Raw genomic sequence first — 17286 nt, 5'->3', positions numbered from 1 at the left:
CCGCCGTACAGACGGGTTGGGTCGTAAGTGCATCGCTGACCGACTCCGAGCCGTACTCCATCTGCAACCGGCTCTACATCCAGAGGTTCGGGTAGACCGCCGCGATCTGCGAGAAGTAGCAGCGCAGGGCGCCAGCCGTCTTCGCGGTGCAGTGGTGAAGCGCGCTCATGCTGGCGCGGGGCCGGGCCGAAACAGGTGGGGGCACGGATGATTCGAGGCTTTATAGACGCGCACAACCACCAGCACGCAAACCTAGGCTTCGGCGGCAAGGCAGTCTGGGGGCGTGCGTGGGGCCCGATAGAGCAGGCGTTGCGATGGTGCACCCCGTACCACGGTGACGCTGGAATGGGCGACATCCTGGGCAACGTGGCCCGCACTATGATCACCAAACAGCCCTGGTCCGCAGTCGCCGGGCACCTCGTCGGGGGCTACCCGCAGTTCGACGGCTGGCCACGATGGGACAGCATCACTCATCAGAGCGTCCACGAAGACTGGCTGCGCCGAGCGGTGGACGGCGGCTTGCGCGTCCTGGTCATGCTCGCTGTGAACAACGAGCCCTTGTGCGAGCTGGCGAACAAAGAGCCCGGGCGCACGTGCGACGACATGGAAGCCGTCGACCTGCAACTGGCTGCCGCTCGGGCAATGGAAGCCGACATCGACCGTCGCTCCGGCGGGCAGGGCAGGGGCTGGTACCGCATCGTCGAAACTCCACAGGAGGCGCGGGAGGTTGCCGAGAGCGGCAACCTGGCGGTGGTCCTCGGGATTGAGGTCGACTACATGTTCGGCGCCCGTCCCGACGCGAAGATCAGCGAACCGCAGCTCGAGCAGCGGCTGGACCGGTACTACGCGGCAGGCGTCCGGCACATCTTCCCGGTCCATTTCGGCGACAACGCATTCGGGGGGACAGCGTTCTCGCTCGACCTACAGGGCAACGCCGACGACGTGCCGGCCTGGTGGAAGGCGGCTGGGTTCAAGACCATCTTCCCGCCGTTCCCGGTGAAGCTCGAGGCTTCCACTGAGTACACGTACCGCGGCAGCGTACGCAACGTGCGCGGCCTGACACCTCTGGGCGCGACACTGGTTCGAATGGTGATCGACCGCGGCATGCTCATCGACGTCGACCACATGTCTCAGCGCACCCGGGCCGATACCCTCGCCATTTGCGAGAACGTCGGTTATCCGGTCATCTCCGGCCACACGGGGTTCGTGGAGATCAGTGGCAGCGAGAAGGCTCACGAAGGGAACCTCTTAGCCAGCGAGGTCGAACGCATACAGGCGCTCGGCGGCCTGGTTTGCCCAATCGTCCACCAGGGCAGCAGCCTCGATGACGTACGCACATGGCGCGGCGGGCGACACACCGTTGAGCACACCCAACCGGACACCTCGAACACGTTCCTTCAGGGCTACTCGTACGCACAGACGTACGGTCGCGGCGCCGGAGTCGGAATCGGGACAGACATGAACGGATTCGCCGGCCTCCTTCGCCCGCGCTTCGGGCCGGAGGGCGCCAAGCCGGCTGCCGGCATGGCACCAGAGATGACGTACCCCTTCATCGCGCTGGCCACCGGCAAGGAAATGGGACGAAGCGTGGTCGGGCAGAAGGTATTCGATCTGAACACCGATGGACTTGCGCACATCGGCATGCTGCCTGACCTGATTGCGGACTTGGAGAACCAGGGCCTGGACCAGGAGGACCTCGCACCGCTGATGGGCTCTGCCGAGCAGTACGTCCAAGTCTGGGAGCGGGCGGTCGGTGTGCGGCCGCGCGCGACACACGCGGGGACGCCGGCCGCCGGCGCGGTACTCCTGGATGCCTCGCCTATCGCATCAACGCCGCAGTTCGACGACGTCGGGATCGCGGGCATTGTCGACCTGCCGCTTCTCTGAGCAGGCGTGCGCGCGCCCGCCTCGCCGCACGAGCAAGGTCCGTCAATTCGACCCGCCGCCCTGGGGCGCCCTAACTGCGCGGGCCAGGGTGTCGCAGCGGGTGCAGCACGTCGACGGACGGCTAGGGGAACTGGGCCCGCGGGTCGTGGCAGTGGGTGCGGCGCTCACCGAGGACGTGGTGCGGCTCGGGACGCGCGTCGCCGTGGTGCTTCCTGGTGGGCAACTGCTGCCGGTCTCGGCCGTCCAGAGATCGGGCGTCTCGCGTTCGACCCGGGCACGTTGAGGTTCGTGCTGCGGCGTTACCGGAGCGACCATCGACCGGCAGACGGCGGCGCGCACCCTGCCTCGCCCGCCAAGGATGGCGGTCCGGAATGTCACGGTTGTACCGTTGCTTTCGTCTGGCAGGCCGGTGGGGGCGCGAGCCTGTCCGACGCACGGCCTTCGACGTCGCCCTCCGAGGTCGGGCGCATCGGGGGTAGGCGATGTTCTTTCAGAGATGGCGGTTCTGGTTCGCGGTGGCACTCGTGGCGGTGCCTGTGGTGGGAGCCATCCGTTGGTGGAACGACAGCGATGACGCGGGGCGGGATGTGGCGCGGGCGTGCGCGGTCGGTGGGGTCTTCCTGATCGTCTTGCTTGTCACGCTCGAGGTCGCCGGAACAACGAGTCCACAACAAAAGCGCAAGCGCTTCGGCTACTTCGAGGTCGTCCTCGGCGCGGACGGACGGTTCTCGACCAGCAAGAGCATGGTCGCCGCATGGACGCTGGTGCTCGCCACCGCTCTGGTGTTCCTCAGTGCGATGGTGTGGTTCAGCGACCTCACGCCGGCAAAGGCCTTCGGCCAGGAGTGGAACTCCTACTTCCTCCTGTTGGGCGGCCCTTTCGCGGCTGCCGTCGCGGCCAAGGGGATCACCGCCTCGAAGGCGGAGAACGGCGGCAAGACCTCGAGCGAGTCGGCGAGTTCCGTCGGCGTCGCGACGGTTCCGCCGACGACCACCGACGAACCAACGCTGGGCGACATCAGCCGCAACGACGCGGGGGGACTGTCGCTGACAGACACCCAGTACTGGATCTTCTCGCTCGTCGCGATCATGTACTTCCTGGGCGCCTTCGTCGTCACGATCGTCGAGTACGCCGAAAAGGCTGAGTCGACGCTTGCGTTGCCAGAGATTCCTTCGGCGATCCTTGGACTGACGAGCCTCGCCGCGCTGACGTATGTCGGCGCCAAGGCTGTCGCCACGGAGGGACTGCGGATCGCCTCGATCACACCGCACCCCACGAAGGCCACTGACAAGCTGACCATCAGCGTCGTGAACATGCCCGCGTCGGTGACGTGGAATCAGATCTACGTCCGCTTCTCTGGCCCCTCAGCGGTGCCCTTGGACAGACCGCCGACGCAAGACGTCGTGCGCCGCGGCGGGGCGACCGAGCTCGTCGTGGCGCCCGTGCCGACAGGTGAGTACACCGTCGTCGTCGTGACACCGCATGGTGTCTCCGGTCCAGACACCCTCACGGTGGAGTAGGTCGGGCGACCGCACCCGTGGTCTGGGAGCATGGCCTGAGACGCGTCACGGCCACTGTTCTCCGGAGTCGTCGACGTGAGCAGGAGCGAGCGCGCGGGCTGCTCGCCGCCGACCCCCTTGGGGGTCCGGTTCGGGATCGAGTACGGTCGGGAAGATCGGGTCCACCAGCCCGCCGCACACCGGCGCACCTCGGACGCGTCTTCCAAAGCTGCGTCGCTCAGCATGCGCGGCGGCGCGGTGTCGAGCGGCGTGCCGCCGGGCAGTATGTGCACCTGGCGGCGTGCTCGCGCCGCCGGGGCGACGGCATGACCACCGGCGCAGCGCCACACGGTCGCTCGTCGGCCCTGAGCGACGCGGCGAATTCCGCCGACCGCTCCTGTCTCTGCGGCGGCCGTTCCGGTGGCGGCTCTGTGCCACGATGCGCCACGGCTTGACTCGTGCGTCCGTCACTGGCGTCGAGCGCGCCGCGCAGCGCCCGCCCTCGAAACCGACCACCCGGCATCGCTGTGACAGGTCAATCCCTCGAGGCGGGCCCCGCGGGACCAGCGGGCCATCTCGATCGCGTCCAGCACCATCTCGGTGCGCATGTGCGACGCGCCGCGCCAGCCCACGATCATCCGGGAGTAGACGTCGATGATGAAGCACACGTAGGCGACCCCGGCCCAGGTCGGCACATAGGTCAGGTCGGTGACCCACAACCGGTTCGGCGCCGTCGCGGTGAAGTCCCGGTTGACCAGGTCCGGATGCCGGGCCGCGACCGGGTCGGCCCAGGTCGTGCGGACCCGCTTGGTGCGCACCACGCCCTCGATCTGCTCGACCCGCATCAGGCGTGCGACTAAGTCACGGCCCACGCCGCAGCCCGCCCGGCGCGCCGCCTTCCAGAGCTTGCGTGCCCCGCAGACCCGGTAGTTCGTCTCCCACAGATCGCGCAGCGCCGGGCGCAGGACACCGTCACGGCCGGCCCGCGCCGACGGTGGGCGGGACTTGGCCGCGTAGTACGTGCTCGGTGCCACCTGCAGGACCTCGCAGATGAGCTCGACACCGAGCCGGCTGCCCTCGACGACGTCCTCGCGGTTGGCGTCGATGAACGTGACTACTTCTTGTGTTGGCGGTCGAGCTCCGCCCCGAAGAAACTCGCGGCCCTCTTGAGGAGCTCGTTGGCCCGCCGCAACTCACGGTTCTCCTGCTCGGGCTCGCACATCCGGGCCGACTCCGAGGTGCTCACCCCGGGCGCGTGCCCGTCATCGATGTCGGCCTGGCGGACCCACAGGCGCACCGACTCCGTCCCGTAGCCCACCTGGGTCGCGACCCGTTGGACCGTCCCGTGCTCGGCACCGATCTCGGCGCGCAAGGTCCGGACCATCCGCACCGCCGCGGCCTTCTCCTCGGGTGAGTACCGGCGCGTGGTCGGCTTCCCCTTCGACAGATCTCTGGGCATGGCTCCATCCTCGTTTCCAAGGTCGGGAGCCTCCAAGCAACCCAGGGCGATTCATAGTGAGGAGGTTGGCATTCGAGGAAGGACCTGGCGCGCCCGTGCCACTGAGCCAAACGGACCGTGTTCTTCTCGGGCCGTTCGCGGTTAGGGTCGAGTTGGCCTCATCAGATCCGCGGCACCTGGCGGAGCTCCGGTGCCGGCTTCGGTGTGTTGCGGGAGAGGACCCCGTCCACCGGTGCCGCTCCGGCGCCTCTGCGCGCGGTTGCGTAGGTGCGTAGTGGTTCGAGGAGCCCGCGCACAGCCATCCAGTACTCCTTCTTGTCGCGGTCTGCGACGAGATAGGTCGGGACGGGTGGCAAGTTGAGTCGAAGCCGTGCGTTCTCGTTCTCGGGGTCGCCCGGGAGCGTTGCGAGAGGCGTACCGGACGCGAAGCCCGGGTAGGGCTCACCTTCGAGCGCGTCCGCGACGGTCCGGGCGAGCTCGTCCAGGTTGGCCAGCGCGGCGCGCATCCGGATCCACTGCGCCCGTTCGCGGTACTCCGACGACTCGAACCGACGGCGCAGCCGTGCCCCAGCCACGACACCGCGAAGGCACATCGACGCGACGCGGTCCCTCGGCATATATAGGTTGGCGCCACCTTCATCCGAGAGCTGACGGACCCACGCGATGCGGCCGCGGCAGCCGGGCATGAACATCTGTTCGTTGTCGCGCCACCCTCGCGCGGTGTTGACGATCGAGCCGAGGAAGGCGGCCAGATTCGACCCGAAGATGCCTGTCGGCGCGCTCTTCAAGTCCCAGTCCTGCGGCAACCAGACGTCCTGGCTCCGGTAGCCCGGTGGATGTTTGCTAAGACTGACGCCGAACGTCGGCCACCTCGGCAGCGGTGAGTCGAAGAAGTGGATCGGGAAGTTCGACGTGACCCCGCCGTCGGTGAACCAGAGGCGCTCGCACCAAGTTGCCTTGCCCACGCTCGGCTCGGGCGGGTACCGGACCTCCACACCGTTCTTTGTCAGGGTCCTGCCGAACTCGTCCCGGACGTCGCCGGACGCCACCACGCGGTACATCGACACGGCCTGGAACAGCCCGGGCAACGACATGCTCAGGCGCATCGCGAAGACGACCGGGAGGTCCCGCGGATCGGGAAGCGGGACGAGCGTCACCTGCTTCTTCGTCCGGATGTCGGTCGCCATAAGCTGCTCGGCGTGGCGCGCTTTGAGTACCGTGCGAACGGCCGCGGGCACGAGGTGTGGCCCCTTATCTAGGTCCGAGAGGTCGAGGTAGAGCGCGCTGCCGTCCCGCTCCTTCAGTTCCTCGGCCGTGGCGAGCGGGAATCGGTAGGCACGGCCCTGCACGACCTCCGACGTGACGAGCTCGAGGTTGACGAGGCGGGAGCGCGGGTCATCCATCATCGTCGTGGTCGCGTGGTCGTCGGGCGGGCTCTGGGGGTCGTAGCCTGCCCCCCACCAGAGGTGTCCGAACCGTAGGATCTCCCCTCTCTCCAAGCCTGCCAGCTCGGAGAGGGTGTCGGAGAGCCAGCAGAGCAACGGTCTGCTCGCATCGTCGATCTCCGCCTCCGACGGTTCGGCTCCTGGGATGAGGCCGAACCCGTGGTCTCCCGCCGTGCGCATCACGTGCCAGAGCCCGGCGGCGAGGGCGACCGTCACGAGCAGGACGTAGGCGAGCATCCCGCCGACGACGGCAACCCACAGCAGGTCGGCCGCGTCCGTGAGCCACCAGGCGACGAGTCCTGCCGCGGCGGCTGTCACGAGGCCGACGAGCGCGATCTTCGCGAGCCGGCGCACCGGCCTCCGCGGTTCGTCCTTAACCGGGTCGCCGTCGGGACCCTGTCGCTGATCGCTCCAGGGCCCGCGCACGACTGCCCGGATGCCACGCACCACAAGAGCGCCGATTGCGACCAGCGCAGCGAGCCCTCCGACTAGCGCGACAAGCAGGGCGATTATGGCGCCGATCGCCGCGAGGACGGACAGGACCGTGGGCATGCTGGTGGCGCCGGCCTGCGGGCTCGACGCGACGACCGCCCAGCCGGAGGCTGCGGTGACCAGGATCGACCCGGTGACAGACCGCCAGCCTGTCGAAAGCACGAAGCGGACAGGCACTAGCCACCAACGTCGGCGCATCACCGCGACCGCTACCCCGAAGAGCGGGCGCCCAGGCCCGTTCGCCTGGAACATCCGCCCGAGCCGGTATCGCTCCTTCGACCTAAGGAGTCCGTCCGGCTCGTCGTCGAGCTCACACAGCCAGGCCATCGCGTCGGCCAGCCCGACGAACCCCGGGCGCACGTGACCGTTCTCCCGGCGCTCCGGGTCGAACGATGGTTCCTCAAGGTCCTGCCGGCGCTGTTCTTGCCGCTGGCGGTCCTGCTCCTGACGCCCGGTCTCCGCGGCCGCGGCGAGCCCAGCAGCGAGAGCGCCTGCGGATGCGCCCCCGACGTTCAGGTGGAAACTTCGGGCGATTTCGCACACAGCGAGCGGATAGACGACGCCGGATGTCGTGCCGCCCTTCATTGTGACGTCGGCGCTCGACTTGTCGTAGGCCTTGCGGTCCTCCGGCGCAAGGTCCCTGGACTCAGCGGGCGACAGCCGAGTTATGTGGTCGGACTCACGGTAAGCCTTGGAATCGCGCAGCGGGGGTACCGACTTGTTTTCGGTCCACAGCCACTCAGGAGGATCGCTGATCGCAAAGCCGTCTGGAGTCTTCAACGCTTCGTCGGGACGTTCGAGGATCCGATCGAGAACGGGGCTGGCTGCAGGGTTCGTCCCCTCGGCTTGACCAGGGCCGGACTTGGCCGGTCCCAGGGCTTGAGCCCCTGGCGGTGCGGCCCCGAGACGTTGGAACAGTGCAACCCGGGCCTGCGACCCTCGTATGACGGCCATGACCTCTCCTCGACGTCCGTGCCGTGGGCGGCACCCCCTCGCTGCCGCAGATCTATTTAAGCTCATGACCCGATGTGTCGGCGAGCACGTCTGTATGGGTTGCGGGACGGGCCGGGCGGTTGCGTCTCGGCCCGCCTTTCCCTGCCCGGTAAGGCGCGTGCAAATTGACGCCGCGACGAGAATCCGCCCCGGGTGCGCGACGCAGCCTGAGGCCTCGTGCGATCGAGCGCTTTCTGCCTGCCCGGCAGCCGCGGCTGCCCGAAGAACTTGGTCGAGCTCGGGGGAGACGCAGGCGGCTTCCCGCATCGCTCCCCGGGCCGGCCGCGTCTTGAGAGGGCGAGGTCAGTCAGCCAGAGGGACAGTGCGCCGAGCTCGACGGCGGCCACCCACCGGCCGCGCGAACGGCGGTTGCACGCCGATCACGAGCAGGGCTCCCAACCTGGACCAGCGCGACCGCTCGGGTACGGAGCTCGGCCGGGTACGCCTTTGGCATGGCTCCGACCTTCTCTCGTGTGGAGCCCGAAGCACCAGTCCGATCTGGTGACCGAACCGTGCCGCGGGTCAAGCTCGCGCAGGACCTTCCTGCGCGGAACTGACTGCCTCGGTCCGAGTGCACGATACGGCCGGCCACGTCACGACGCCGTTGCACTGCGCTGGCCAGGGCGTTCACCGCGATCCGGGACTTCATACGGTCGCTGATCGAGTACCCCACGATGCGATTGGAGTACACGTCCTTGATCGCGCACAGGTACAGCTTCCCCTCGGCCGTGCGTGCTCGGTGATGTCCCAGAGCCACAACCCGGGTCGGTGCGTCCGCCCGGAAGATCCGCAGCACCCGGTCGTCGTGAGCCGGCGGGCTGGCCTTCTTGCCGTTCCTCGCGCACTTCTTGCCGAAGACCGACCACCAGGCGTTGTCCCGGCAGATCCGCCACACCCGCCGGTCACACGCTCGCAGACCCGCACGGTGAGCCTCGTCCGCGAGGAGCCGGTGCCCGAACTCGGGTCGTCGAGGTGGGCGTCGAACAACACGTTCGCCAAGTACGCCTCGACCAGATCATGCGCGGTCACCGGGGCGGTCAGCCAGCGGTAGTACGGCTGTCGGGCGAGCTTGAGGACCCGGCACGTCACCGAGACGGGGATCCCGTCACCGGCGAGCTCTCTCACGAGCGGGTACATCATTTTCCCGGCAGATGCGCCTGAGAAAGGTATGCGGTCGCGCGGCGCAGCACCTCGACCTCCTGCTCGAGGAGCCGGTTGCGGCGGCGCAGCTCACGCAGCTCGGCCGACTCACTCGACGTCACGCCGGGGCGGTTGCCGTCCTCGACGTCTGCATCACGCAGCCAGTTCCGCAGACACGACTCGGCGATTCCGAAGTCGGCCGCGATCTGCTTGATCGGAGCATCACCACGACGAGCGACCGCCACGACGTCCGCGCGGAACTCCTGGGGTAGGGCCTGGGCACGATGCACATCCTCCCAGCGATGCCATCCGGCACCACAGGTCAGGTGTCACCTATCCGTGCAGCAGACCCGTGAGACTGAACGTCGGGTGTCGGGGGTCCTCGTGGAGGCCGACGAGGTTGGGGTGGGCGCGGGTTCCGGTTCGGTTCACGTGCCGGGGAGGACCCGGACCGCGACGACGGTCAGCGCTGTGGCGATCGCGGCCCCTTGGTGCTCTGGGCGGTCTCGCTTCCCGCGGGTGCGAGGTGGGCGCGCGTCCGCCCACGCACCTGCCCGCTCGACGAGCGACGATAAGTCGATGTCTGGCGCGAGACCTGGTAGAACCTGGTCCTCGACACGACCGGCCCTCGGCATTCTGCCCGTCGTCACCGCCTTGGTCGGGCTGCGGCGGGCCTGCTTCGAGCAACCTTGACCGGCGCGCCACATGGCGAGTAAACCTTGGTGTTGACCAACGCCTGCGATCCGGCATTCTCTGGATGTGCTGGAAAGTTTTCGAGGTGTACGAACCGGCCTGCTCGCCCACGGTTCACGCGGCCAGGCAGGCTCCTTGCGCGCGCATTCTTGAACGATTCTTCGACGGTGGGTCCTGAATCACGGTCGAGGCCGGAACTGGGCGCGCCCCATACACATGACGCATCATTCCCGCGGGCGGTGCAGAATGCTATCGACCACATATCCGGGCGTGTATACGCAAGAGCTGAGCTCCGGTGGTCGGACGGTGGCCGGCACGACGACGTCGGTCGCCCTCTTCGTCGGCCCGACGCGGTCGGGCGTCGACAACAGACCCATCCGATGCCTGAACTACGGCGACTTCGAGCGCAGCTTCGGCGGCCTGTGGCGGACCAGCTCGCTGTCGTACTCGGTGCTGCACTTCTTCGCCAACGGCGGCGGACAGGCGTACGTGGTGCGGGTCCCGCCCGAGAAGTCCAAGCCGGCCGCCACGACGGTCCTGCGGGACGACGGCGCACAGACGTCCCTGGTGCTCACCGCCCTGAGCTCCGGGAGCGCGAGCAACGGGATCTTCGTCGAGATCGACCCCTTCGAGATCGGCGCGAACCCCTACGCGTCCGGGTCGCCCGCCCACGACAAGAAGCGCTTCACCCTCACCGTCCTGGACACCGTGAGCGGCCGTGTCGAGCGGTTCGGTGGGCTCACCACGTCGGCGGGGAGCGCGCGCACGGCGGACGCGGTGGTGAACGACCCCGCCACAGGGTCACGCCTGGTCAGGCTGCAGCTGACGGGCGTCGGGGAGAACGGCCCCCAGGCGACCGGCACCGTCCACGTCATCACCAAGCCACCCGGGGCCGTCGGCACGTTCGACAAGGACGTCATGGTCACCGTCGGGGTGAGCCGGCGCGGCGCAGACGGCAAGGTGGACGCCGCCGCGTCGATCACGGCGATGGAGGTCACGGTCTTCCCGAACGGGAGCAGCCGGCCGACGAGTCCCCTGGCGCTGGTCACACAGCTGGTCGCCGCGGTGAACGAGGCGATCCGGGCCAACCCCGGCGAGGCGTCCAAGCTCGGTACCGCTTCGCTCGAGGGGGCGGTGTTCGAGGGCGGCCGGTGCCTGCGTCTGCGGCTGACCGCGCCCACGTCCGTACCGGGCGCCGCCCGCGTCCACGACGCCACCGTCGCACTGACCGCCCCGACCACCGCCGCCGCGAGGTCGCTGATCACCGAGTACGGGCTCGGCACCGGTGCGGTGGTCAATCCCTCGCGCTACCAGCTCGGGCAGCCGTACGACGCGGCGCCGGTGTCCGCCGCCACGGCAGGCGACAACGGTGAGGCGCACGGGCAGCCGACGTCGGCCGCCTTCAAGGCTGCGGTGAGCGCCCTGGACACCCCCGACCCGTTCTTCAACCTGCTCTGCCTGCCGGACCTCGTGCGCCCCAAGACCACCGACGGCCGGGCTCTGCACCACACCAACGTCCCCACCGTGTACGCGGAGGCCGCGCGGATCTGCGCGCGCAAGTTCGCGTTCCTCGTGGTCGACCCGCCTCCGGACGTGCTCGATGTAGGGGCGGCCGAGGCGTGGAAGACGCAGACGATCGGCTTCCAGTCCAGCCACGCAGGTGCCTGGTTCCCGACCGTGCGCGTCGACGACCCGCTCGAGCCAGGGACCGTCATCGCCCACCCACCGTCCGGGGCCGTCGCCGGGGTGATCGCCCGGACCGACTCCCAGAGAGGTGTGTGGCAGGCCCCGGCCGGGACGGAAGCCTTTCTCGCAGGGGTCTACGGCCCGTCGGTGGAGCTGTCCGACGAGGAGCACGGGCTCCTCAACCCGATCGCGGTGAACGTCATCCGCCGGTTCCCGATCTACGGCACGGTCGCCTTCGGCTCGCGCACCGTCGACGGCTCGAACGCCCTGGGCAGCCAGTGGAAGTACATCCCGGTGCGGCGGACCGCGAACTTCATCCTGCGCTCGCTGTCGGAGTCGCTGCGGTGGGCGATCCACCAGCCCAACGGGGAGGCGCTGTGGTCCCAACTGCGAGTCAGCTGCACGGCCTTCATGCAGGGGCTGTTCCAACAGGGGGCGTTCAAGGGCGTGTCCGCACGCGAGGCGTACTTCGTCGCGTGCGACGCGTCGACGACGTCGGCCGAGGACATCGATCAAGGAATCGTCAACATCGTCGTGGGCTTCGCACCGTTGAAGCCTTCGGAGTTCGTGGTCATCAGCCTGCGCCAGATCGTCCAACCGACCGCCTGAACAGGGGTTGATCATGGGTGAGTTCTCCGTCAACGCGACGCGGCTCGATCCGTACAAGAACTTCAAGTTCCGCGTCATGTGGGACGGGCGGTACGTCGCTGGCGTCTCCAAGGTGACCGCGTTCAAACGCACCTCCGAGGTCGTCAAGCACCGCAGCGGCGGAGACCCCTCCTCGTCCCACAAGTCACCCGGCCGCACGGAGTACGACGCGGTCACCCTCGAACGCGGCGTCACCCACGACCAGGCGTTCGAGCAGTGGGCGAACAAGGTGTGGAACTTCGGCTCGTTGCCCGGCGGGGAGGTGTCGCTCGCCGACTTCCGCAAGGAGGTTATCCTCCAGCTGCTCAACGAGGCCGGTCAGGTGGTCCTCAGCTACACCCTCTACCGGTGCTGGGTCTCGGAGTACCAGGCACTGCCCGACCTCGACGCGAACGCGAACGCCGTCGCGATCGCCAAGCTCAAGCTCGAGAACGAGGGCTGGGAGCGGGACTACGCCGTCCCTGAGCCGGCAGAGCCCGTGTTCGTCGAGCCCTGACCGCGCCCGTGAACCTGCCGACCGCACCGACCCCCGCGCCGGACCCGACCCCCGCGCCGGACCCGGCCCGCGTGCTCCGATCTTGGTCGCTGGGGCGCGAGCACAGCGCCGCCCAGCGGGTGACCGCGTTCCTCCGTGTGCTGACCGGTGCCGCCGTGGACGCCCTCGTGCTCGGCCAGCGCAACCAGGCGCTGCTCCGGCTGCACGAGCAGCTGGTCGGTGGCCCGATCGACGCCGTGGTCGTGTGCCCGCGGTGCGAGGTGCCCAACGAGTTCCTCCTGCCGGCGCGGATGGTGCTCGGTCTTCCCGAGCCGCCGGCCGACGCGAGCGCGACCGTCGTCGTGGCCGGGACACGTCGCCGGTTCCGGCTGCCGACCCTGGCGGACCTGGCCGGCGCCGCCGGGATGCCCGCGGACCGCGGGCTCGCGTACCTCGCCTCCGTCACGTGTCTCGACACCGGCACCGGCACCCACACCGACGCCACGCCGGTCGGTCCGCCCGAGCTCGAGCGCCTTCTCGAGGCGTGGGAGGCCCTCGACCCGGCCGGTGCGGTGCGCGTCGCGCTGAGCTGCGCGGGATGCGGTGCGGAGATCCTGGGCGACGCGGATCCCGCCGACTTCGTCGCGCGGGACCTCGACCTGCTCGTCGACGGGCTCATGCGCGACGTCGACGTCATCGCCGGTCGGTACGGCTGGTCCGAGGACGCCGTCATCGACCTGCCCGTGGAGCGCAGACGGCGCTACGTCGACCTCATCACCGGCGCCCGGACGACCGTGCGCTCCGTCCCGGCACTGGCGGGGTGAGGCCGATGCCGGGTGGGGCGTACCGCACCGCGTTGCTGCGCGCGGGTTCGATCGGGCACCCACCTGGGGTGGACGACGACCTCGCGGTGCTCGCCGCCCCGCGCCCGCGCTCGGTGTTCGAACCCGACCCGGACGCCCCCGGTCCTGCCTGGTCGGTCGTCGAGCCGGAGCCGCAGGGACCGGGGACCGTCTCGACAGGTCCTCACACGTCGACCGCGCCGCCGCTCGAGCCCTGGCACGCCGGCGGGGATCGGGTCACCGGCCACGACGACGTCAGCGGCGACCGGTCACGCAGATCCCCCGAGGGCGCCCCGCCCCGGTCGGCACAGGCGGACGTCGTGCTCTCAGCGGCGCCGCGGCGCCCAGGGCCGGTACCCGGGCACGAGGATCGACGGCCCGCACCGGACGGGCCCGATGACCGCGTCCTGCCGTCTGCCGCGGCCCTCGAGCCGTCGGCTCAACGAGCGGTGGTCGAGTCGCGCGCAGCGGGCGACGGGGCGCCCCGGACCCCGGGCGCAGGGACGGGCGACCAGCCGCCGCCGGTGCCCGGCACGCGGGACGTCATGCCCCTCGTCCCGGTCGCAGGGGCGGCTCACCCGGCACGGGCCGATGCGCACCAGGCTCCGCGCGACCCCGTCGCGGTCCTCGCCGTTCCGGGTGAGCCGCCCCCGGCCCCGCAGGCGCGCGACAGCGTCGTCGACGACTCGGACACCACGCCCTACGTCGTCGTCGAGATCGGGCGGCTCGAGGTCACCGTCCCCGCGCCGGTCGCCCCGCCTGCACCGACCTCGAGCGTCAGTGCGGCTCGCCGACCCAAGCTGGGCCCGACCCTGACCGACTACCTCGCGGGCAGAGCCGAACCGGCCGCCTTAGGGCGGGGGGAGGGATGACCGCCCACTTCGCCATCCCCGCGACGACGGTCGTGCTCCGGGCGATCATCCAGCGCCGGCTGGACGCCGCCTACGGCACGCTCGCCGCACCCACCGTCTCCGTAGAGCCGCCACCGCGGCCGGCGCCGCCACCGAATGGCGGAGGTGGGCAGCCCGCCGAGCCCGCAGGGGTGCACCTGTTCCTGCACCACGCGGCGCCGAACCCCGCGTGGCGCAACATGTACGAGCCGCACCTGGACTCCGCAGGCCGGGTGGCGGGCCGCTCGCCGCTCGCGCTGGACCTGCACTACATGCTCGCCGTCACGGGTGCCGACCTGGAGCGGGAAGTGCTCCTGGGACTCGGCATCGTCGCACTGACCCGGCACGGGGTCGTCCCGCGGCCTCTCATCCTCGCCGTCCTGAGCGGGATCACGGTTCCTGCGAACCCGACCTCGCTGATGGACAAGCTCCCCACGGAGCCGCTGCACGACCCCGCCCAGCAACCCCAGCAGATCACCCTCGCGCAGGCTCCGGTCGACGTCGACCTGTCCACCAAGATTTGGTCCGCCCTGCAGTCGCCGATGCGACCGGCGGCCTTCTTCCTCGCCACGACGGTGTTCCTCGACGTGGGCGACACCTACCCTGCGGCGACACCGGTCGACGAGCCGCGCGTCGGGATCCGCCCGGACCCCGGCCGCGACACCGCGATGCCGCCGGACGTGATCACCGTCGCCGAGGCCCTGCCATGACCGCGCAAGCCACCCGGGGCACCGTCCCGGCCGCCGCTGCGGGCACGTTCGCGACGCTCGCCGAGGCGGTGTCGCTGCAGGCGCTCGCCGACGTCGGCACGGTGACCGTGGCGCCGACGACCTTCGCCCCGGTCTGGGACCACGTCCGGGGCTCGTCCCCGTCCGGTGCACTGCGCCGGCTCTGCGACGGGTTCGACCTGACACCCCCGGAGCAGGCGCTGGTCGCCCTCCTCTTCTCAGCAGGATCGAGCGAGGCCGTCGCGCGCGCCGCGGCCGACGCCGTCGCGTCCGCCGGCGGGGTCGCGGGCGACGGTCTGCCGCTGTGGCTGGCGGTCCGGGCCATACCCGGCCTCGGACCCGAGGCCCTCGCCACCGACCGTCCGCTGGTCCGCTTCGACATGGTCTGCGTGGACCTGCGCGGCCCCCGGATCGAGAGCAGGCTCGTCCTGGACCTGGCCGTGCTCGACCGGCTCCTCGGACACAGCGCCCGGGACCCGCTCGTCGTCGCGCACATGCACGAGGTGCCCGTGCCCGCCGGCCCGCGGACCGCCGACCGCCTGAGCCTCGCTCTGGCAGGCGCGCTCGCGTCTGCGGAGACACGGCCGGGCCTACCACCGCTCGTCCTGGTGCCCGGGTCCACCGCCGGCGAGGTCGCTGAAGCGCTGCACGCCCTCGGTCTGCCGCCGTGGCGCATCGCTGCCGCCGATGTTCCCGACGATGCCGGCGAGCGCGCACGGCTCGCGGCGCGATGGACCCGCGACGCGGCCCTCGACGGGGCTGCGCTGGTCCTGGATGCCGCGGCGACCGACTCGGACGGCCGGCTCGCGGCGGCGACGACCGCCTTCGTCGACCGGGTGGTCGGCCACGTCGTGATGACCGGCGACCGGGTTCCGAGCGGCCTGTGCCGAGCCCTCCGCGTCGTCCCGCAGGCCCCCGACGACCCGGTCGCGGCCCGCGCCCGCTGGACGGCGGCGCTGGGGCCGGCGCGCGCGGCCCGCGTCGGTCGCGGTCTGGGCCGCGTGAGCGGCCAGTTCAGGCTCGGCCCCGAGGCAGTCCGCACCGCGGTCGCCTGCGCGGCCGGCGGCATCGACGTGGCTCCCGACGAGCCGAGCGCGACGGCCAGCCTGTGGCACGCGGCCGCGCGCGCGGTCGATCCCGCGCCGCTGCCCGGGGTCAGCATCCTGGAGGCCGCGTACGACTGGGACGACATCGTGCTGCCCGCCGCGACCGAGGCGACGCTTCGGCGCGTCGAGCTGCACGTGCGGCACGCCTCCCAGGTCTTCGACGACTGGGGCTTCGCCGAGCGCACGGGAGGGCGGGGGAGCTGGCGCGGTCGCGGGGTGGCGGTCCTGTTCGCCGGACCGTCCGGCACGGGCAAGACGATGGCAGCCGAGGTGCTCGCCTCCTCGCTCGACCTCCGGGTCATGGCGATCGACCTGAGCCAGATCATCTCAAAGTGGGTCGGTGAGACCTCCAAGAACATCGCCGCGGCGTTCGAGGAGGCCGAGCGGTCGGGCGCGATCATGGTGTGGAACGAGGGTGACGCCGTCTGGGGGGTGCGCGGCGGGGTCGGCAACGCGACCGACCGGCACGTCAACGCCGAGGTCGGCGATCTGCTTCAGCGGATCGAGAGCTTCTCGGGGTTCACCGTCGTGACGACCAACCTCCGGCACGCGATCGACCCCGCGTTCCTGCGCCGGTTCCGCTTCGTCGTCGACTTCCCGCTCCCCTCACGGGACGAGCGGGCGCGGCTGTGGCGCTCGGCGTTCCCGCCGGCGACGCCCACCGAACCCGTGGACGTCGACGCGCTCGCGGCGCTGCCCCTGACCGGCGGTTCCATCCGCAACGTCGCGCTCGGCGCCGCGTTCCTCGCCGCTGGTACCGGCGGCCCGGTGGACCGCTCGATGCTGGAGGCGGAGCTCGCCGAAGAGCTGCGCAAGCAGAACCTGCCGATGCCGCACGTGGCCTGGGGGGACCGATGAACGCCCCACGCCCCGATCGCCCCCACGTGCAGGTCCGCGTCGAGGTCCTGGGCGTGACCTCCGACTCACCGGTCGAGGCCCGCCGCCTGGCCCGGGCGCTCCCCGCGGCGCTGGAGCGGGCGCTGAGCGGCTGGCCGGACCGGCCCGACCAACGACGGCCGGACGCGTACGCGGACCTCACCACCCGGCGTGCCGACGGCGTCGCCGCCGACGTCGCCGACGCGATCCACCGACGGCTCGGTACTCCGGGCGGTGCCACGTGAGACAGCTGGCGCGCACCGCGGCACCGATCGTCCGCGCGCGCCCCCGTCCAGCTCCGCTGCGGGTCCCGAGACGGACCACGCGTCCGACCCCGTCGTTCGCCCCCACCACGTCGACCCGGACGCCGGCGCCGGTGCGGGTGGCGTCGCCCGCGACCTGGGCGACGTCGCCCGCGACACGTGCC

12 protein-coding genes, 1 pseudogene and 1 other annotated feature are annotated in these 17286 nt (G+C 70.5%); of the genes and pseudogenes, 9 read left to right on the top strand and 4 right to left on the bottom strand.

The genetic code is table 11. From position 1 onward, the window contains the following. Window positions 1-345: 345 nt before the first annotated feature. Both HP550_RS20440 and HP550_RS20435 read left to right on the top strand, forming a co-directional pair. A complete protein-coding gene (locus tag HP550_RS20440) occupies window positions 346-1887 on the top strand; it encodes a membrane dipeptidase (RefSeq protein WP_175349535.1) in 1542 nt (513 codons plus the stop codon). Between the two features lie 524 nt (window positions 1888-2411). After that, complete coding sequence (locus HP550_RS20435) at window positions 2412-3407, top strand: hypothetical protein (RefSeq protein WP_175349534.1); 996 nt, start codon at window positions 2412-2414, stop codon at window positions 3405-3407. A gap of 494 nt (window positions 3408-3901) precedes the next feature. On the opposite strand, the pseudogene HP550_RS20430 reads toward HP550_RS20435, so the two are convergent. The 4 genes and pseudogenes from HP550_RS20430 to HP550_RS20415 all read right to left on the bottom strand — a co-directional run. Then, a pseudogene (locus tag HP550_RS20430) lies at window positions 3902-4845 on the bottom strand (IS3 family transposase); the annotation flags it as partial. Next, window positions 4412-4546 (bottom strand) — a sequence feature (AL1L pseudoknot). (Overlaps the previous pseudogene by 135 nt.) A gap of 161 nt (window positions 4846-5006) precedes the next feature. Next, on the bottom strand, window positions 5007-7736 hold the full coding sequence (locus tag HP550_RS20425; protein ID WP_175349533.1) for a patatin-like phospholipase domain-containing protein: 2730 nt from the start codon (window positions 7734-7736) through the stop codon (window positions 5007-5009). Window positions 7737-8082: 346 nt separating this feature from the next. Further along, window positions 8083-8532, bottom strand: coding sequence for a DDE-type integrase/transposase/recombinase (locus HP550_RS23235; protein WP_425484472.1), 450 nt, complete (start codon window positions 8530-8532; stop codon window positions 8083-8085). Window positions 8533-8911: 379 nt separating this feature from the next. Next, on the bottom strand, window positions 8912-9205 hold the full coding sequence (locus HP550_RS20415) for a transposase (RefSeq protein WP_175349531.1): 294 nt from the start codon (window positions 9203-9205) through the stop codon (window positions 8912-8914). A gap of 709 nt (window positions 9206-9914) precedes the next feature. Here HP550_RS20415 and HP550_RS20410 point away from each other — a divergent pair. The 7 genes from HP550_RS20410 to HP550_RS20380 all read left to right on the top strand — a co-directional run bounded on the left by HP550_RS20410 (window position 9915) and on the right by HP550_RS20380 (window position 17104). Beyond that, window positions 9915-11903 carry a phage tail sheath C-terminal domain-containing protein gene (locus HP550_RS20410; RefSeq protein ID WP_175349530.1) on the top strand — a complete coding sequence of 663 codons (1989 nt, stop codon included), beginning with the start codon at window positions 9915-9917 and terminating at the stop codon, window positions 11901-11903. 13 nt (window positions 11904-11916) lie between these two features. Beyond that, a complete protein-coding gene (locus HP550_RS20405) occupies window positions 11917-12438 on the top strand; it encodes a phage tail protein (RefSeq protein ID WP_175349529.1) in 522 nt (173 codons plus the stop codon). Between the two features lie 8 nt (window positions 12439-12446). Next, window positions 12447-13241 carry a hypothetical protein gene (locus tag HP550_RS20400; protein WP_175349528.1) on the top strand — a complete coding sequence of 265 codons (795 nt, stop codon included), beginning with the start codon at window positions 12447-12449 and terminating at the stop codon, window positions 13239-13241. Window positions 13242-13309: 68 nt separating this feature from the next. Continuing rightward, window positions 13310-14131 carry a hypothetical protein gene (locus HP550_RS20395; protein ID WP_175349527.1) on the top strand — a complete coding sequence of 274 codons (822 nt, stop codon included), beginning with the start codon at window positions 13310-13312 and terminating at the stop codon, window positions 14129-14131. Next, window positions 14128-14859: a Pvc16 family protein gene (locus tag HP550_RS20390; protein WP_175349526.1), complete on the top strand. Its 732-nt coding sequence runs from the start codon at window positions 14128-14130 to the stop codon at window positions 14857-14859. The genes HP550_RS20395 and HP550_RS20390 overlap by 4 nt, the downstream gene beginning before the upstream one ends. Further along, window positions 14856-16841, top strand: a complete 1986-nt coding sequence (locus tag HP550_RS20385) for an ATP-binding protein (protein ID WP_175349525.1) — start codon at window positions 14856-14858, stop codon at window positions 16839-16841. Before HP550_RS20390 ends, HP550_RS20385 begins: the two co-directional genes overlap by 4 nt. Next, on the top strand, window positions 16838-17104 hold the full coding sequence (locus HP550_RS20380; protein WP_210768357.1) for a type 2 periplasmic-binding domain-containing protein: 267 nt from the start codon (window positions 16838-16840) through the stop codon (window positions 17102-17104). The genes HP550_RS20385 and HP550_RS20380 overlap by 4 nt, the downstream gene beginning before the upstream one ends. Window positions 17105-17286 lie beyond the last annotated feature (182 nt).

The sequence above is a fragment of the Cellulomonas humilata genome (genome assembly GCF_013359775.1).
GTDB lineage: Bacteria > Actinomycetota > Actinomycetes > Actinomycetales > Cellulomonadaceae > Cellulomonas > Cellulomonas humilata.
This window is presented reverse-complemented; position numbering and strand designations above follow the sequence as displayed.

Excerpts from the sequence above, each read along its gene's own strand:
- HP550_RS20440 (WP_175349535.1), top strand. The coding sequence starts at position 346 with ATGGGCGACATCCTGGGCAACGTGGCCCGCACTATGATCACCAAACAG.
- HP550_RS20425 (WP_175349533.1), bottom strand. The coding sequence starts at position 7,736 with ATGGCCGTCATACGAGGGTCGCAGGCCCGGGTTGCACTGTTCCAACGT.
- HP550_RS20405 (WP_175349529.1), top strand. The coding sequence starts at position 11,917 with ATGGGTGAGTTCTCCGTCAACGCGACGCGGCTCGATCCGTACAAGAAC.
- HP550_RS20390 (WP_175349526.1), top strand. The coding sequence starts at position 14,128 with ATGACCGCCCACTTCGCCATCCCCGCGACGACGGTCGTGCTCCGGGCG.
- HP550_RS20385 (WP_175349525.1), top strand. The coding sequence starts at position 14,856 with ATGACCGCGCAAGCCACCCGGGGCACCGTCCCGGCCGCCGCTGCGGGC.
- HP550_RS20380 (WP_210768357.1), top strand. The coding sequence starts at position 16,838 with ATGAACGCCCCACGCCCCGATCGCCCCCACGTGCAGGTCCGCGTCGAG.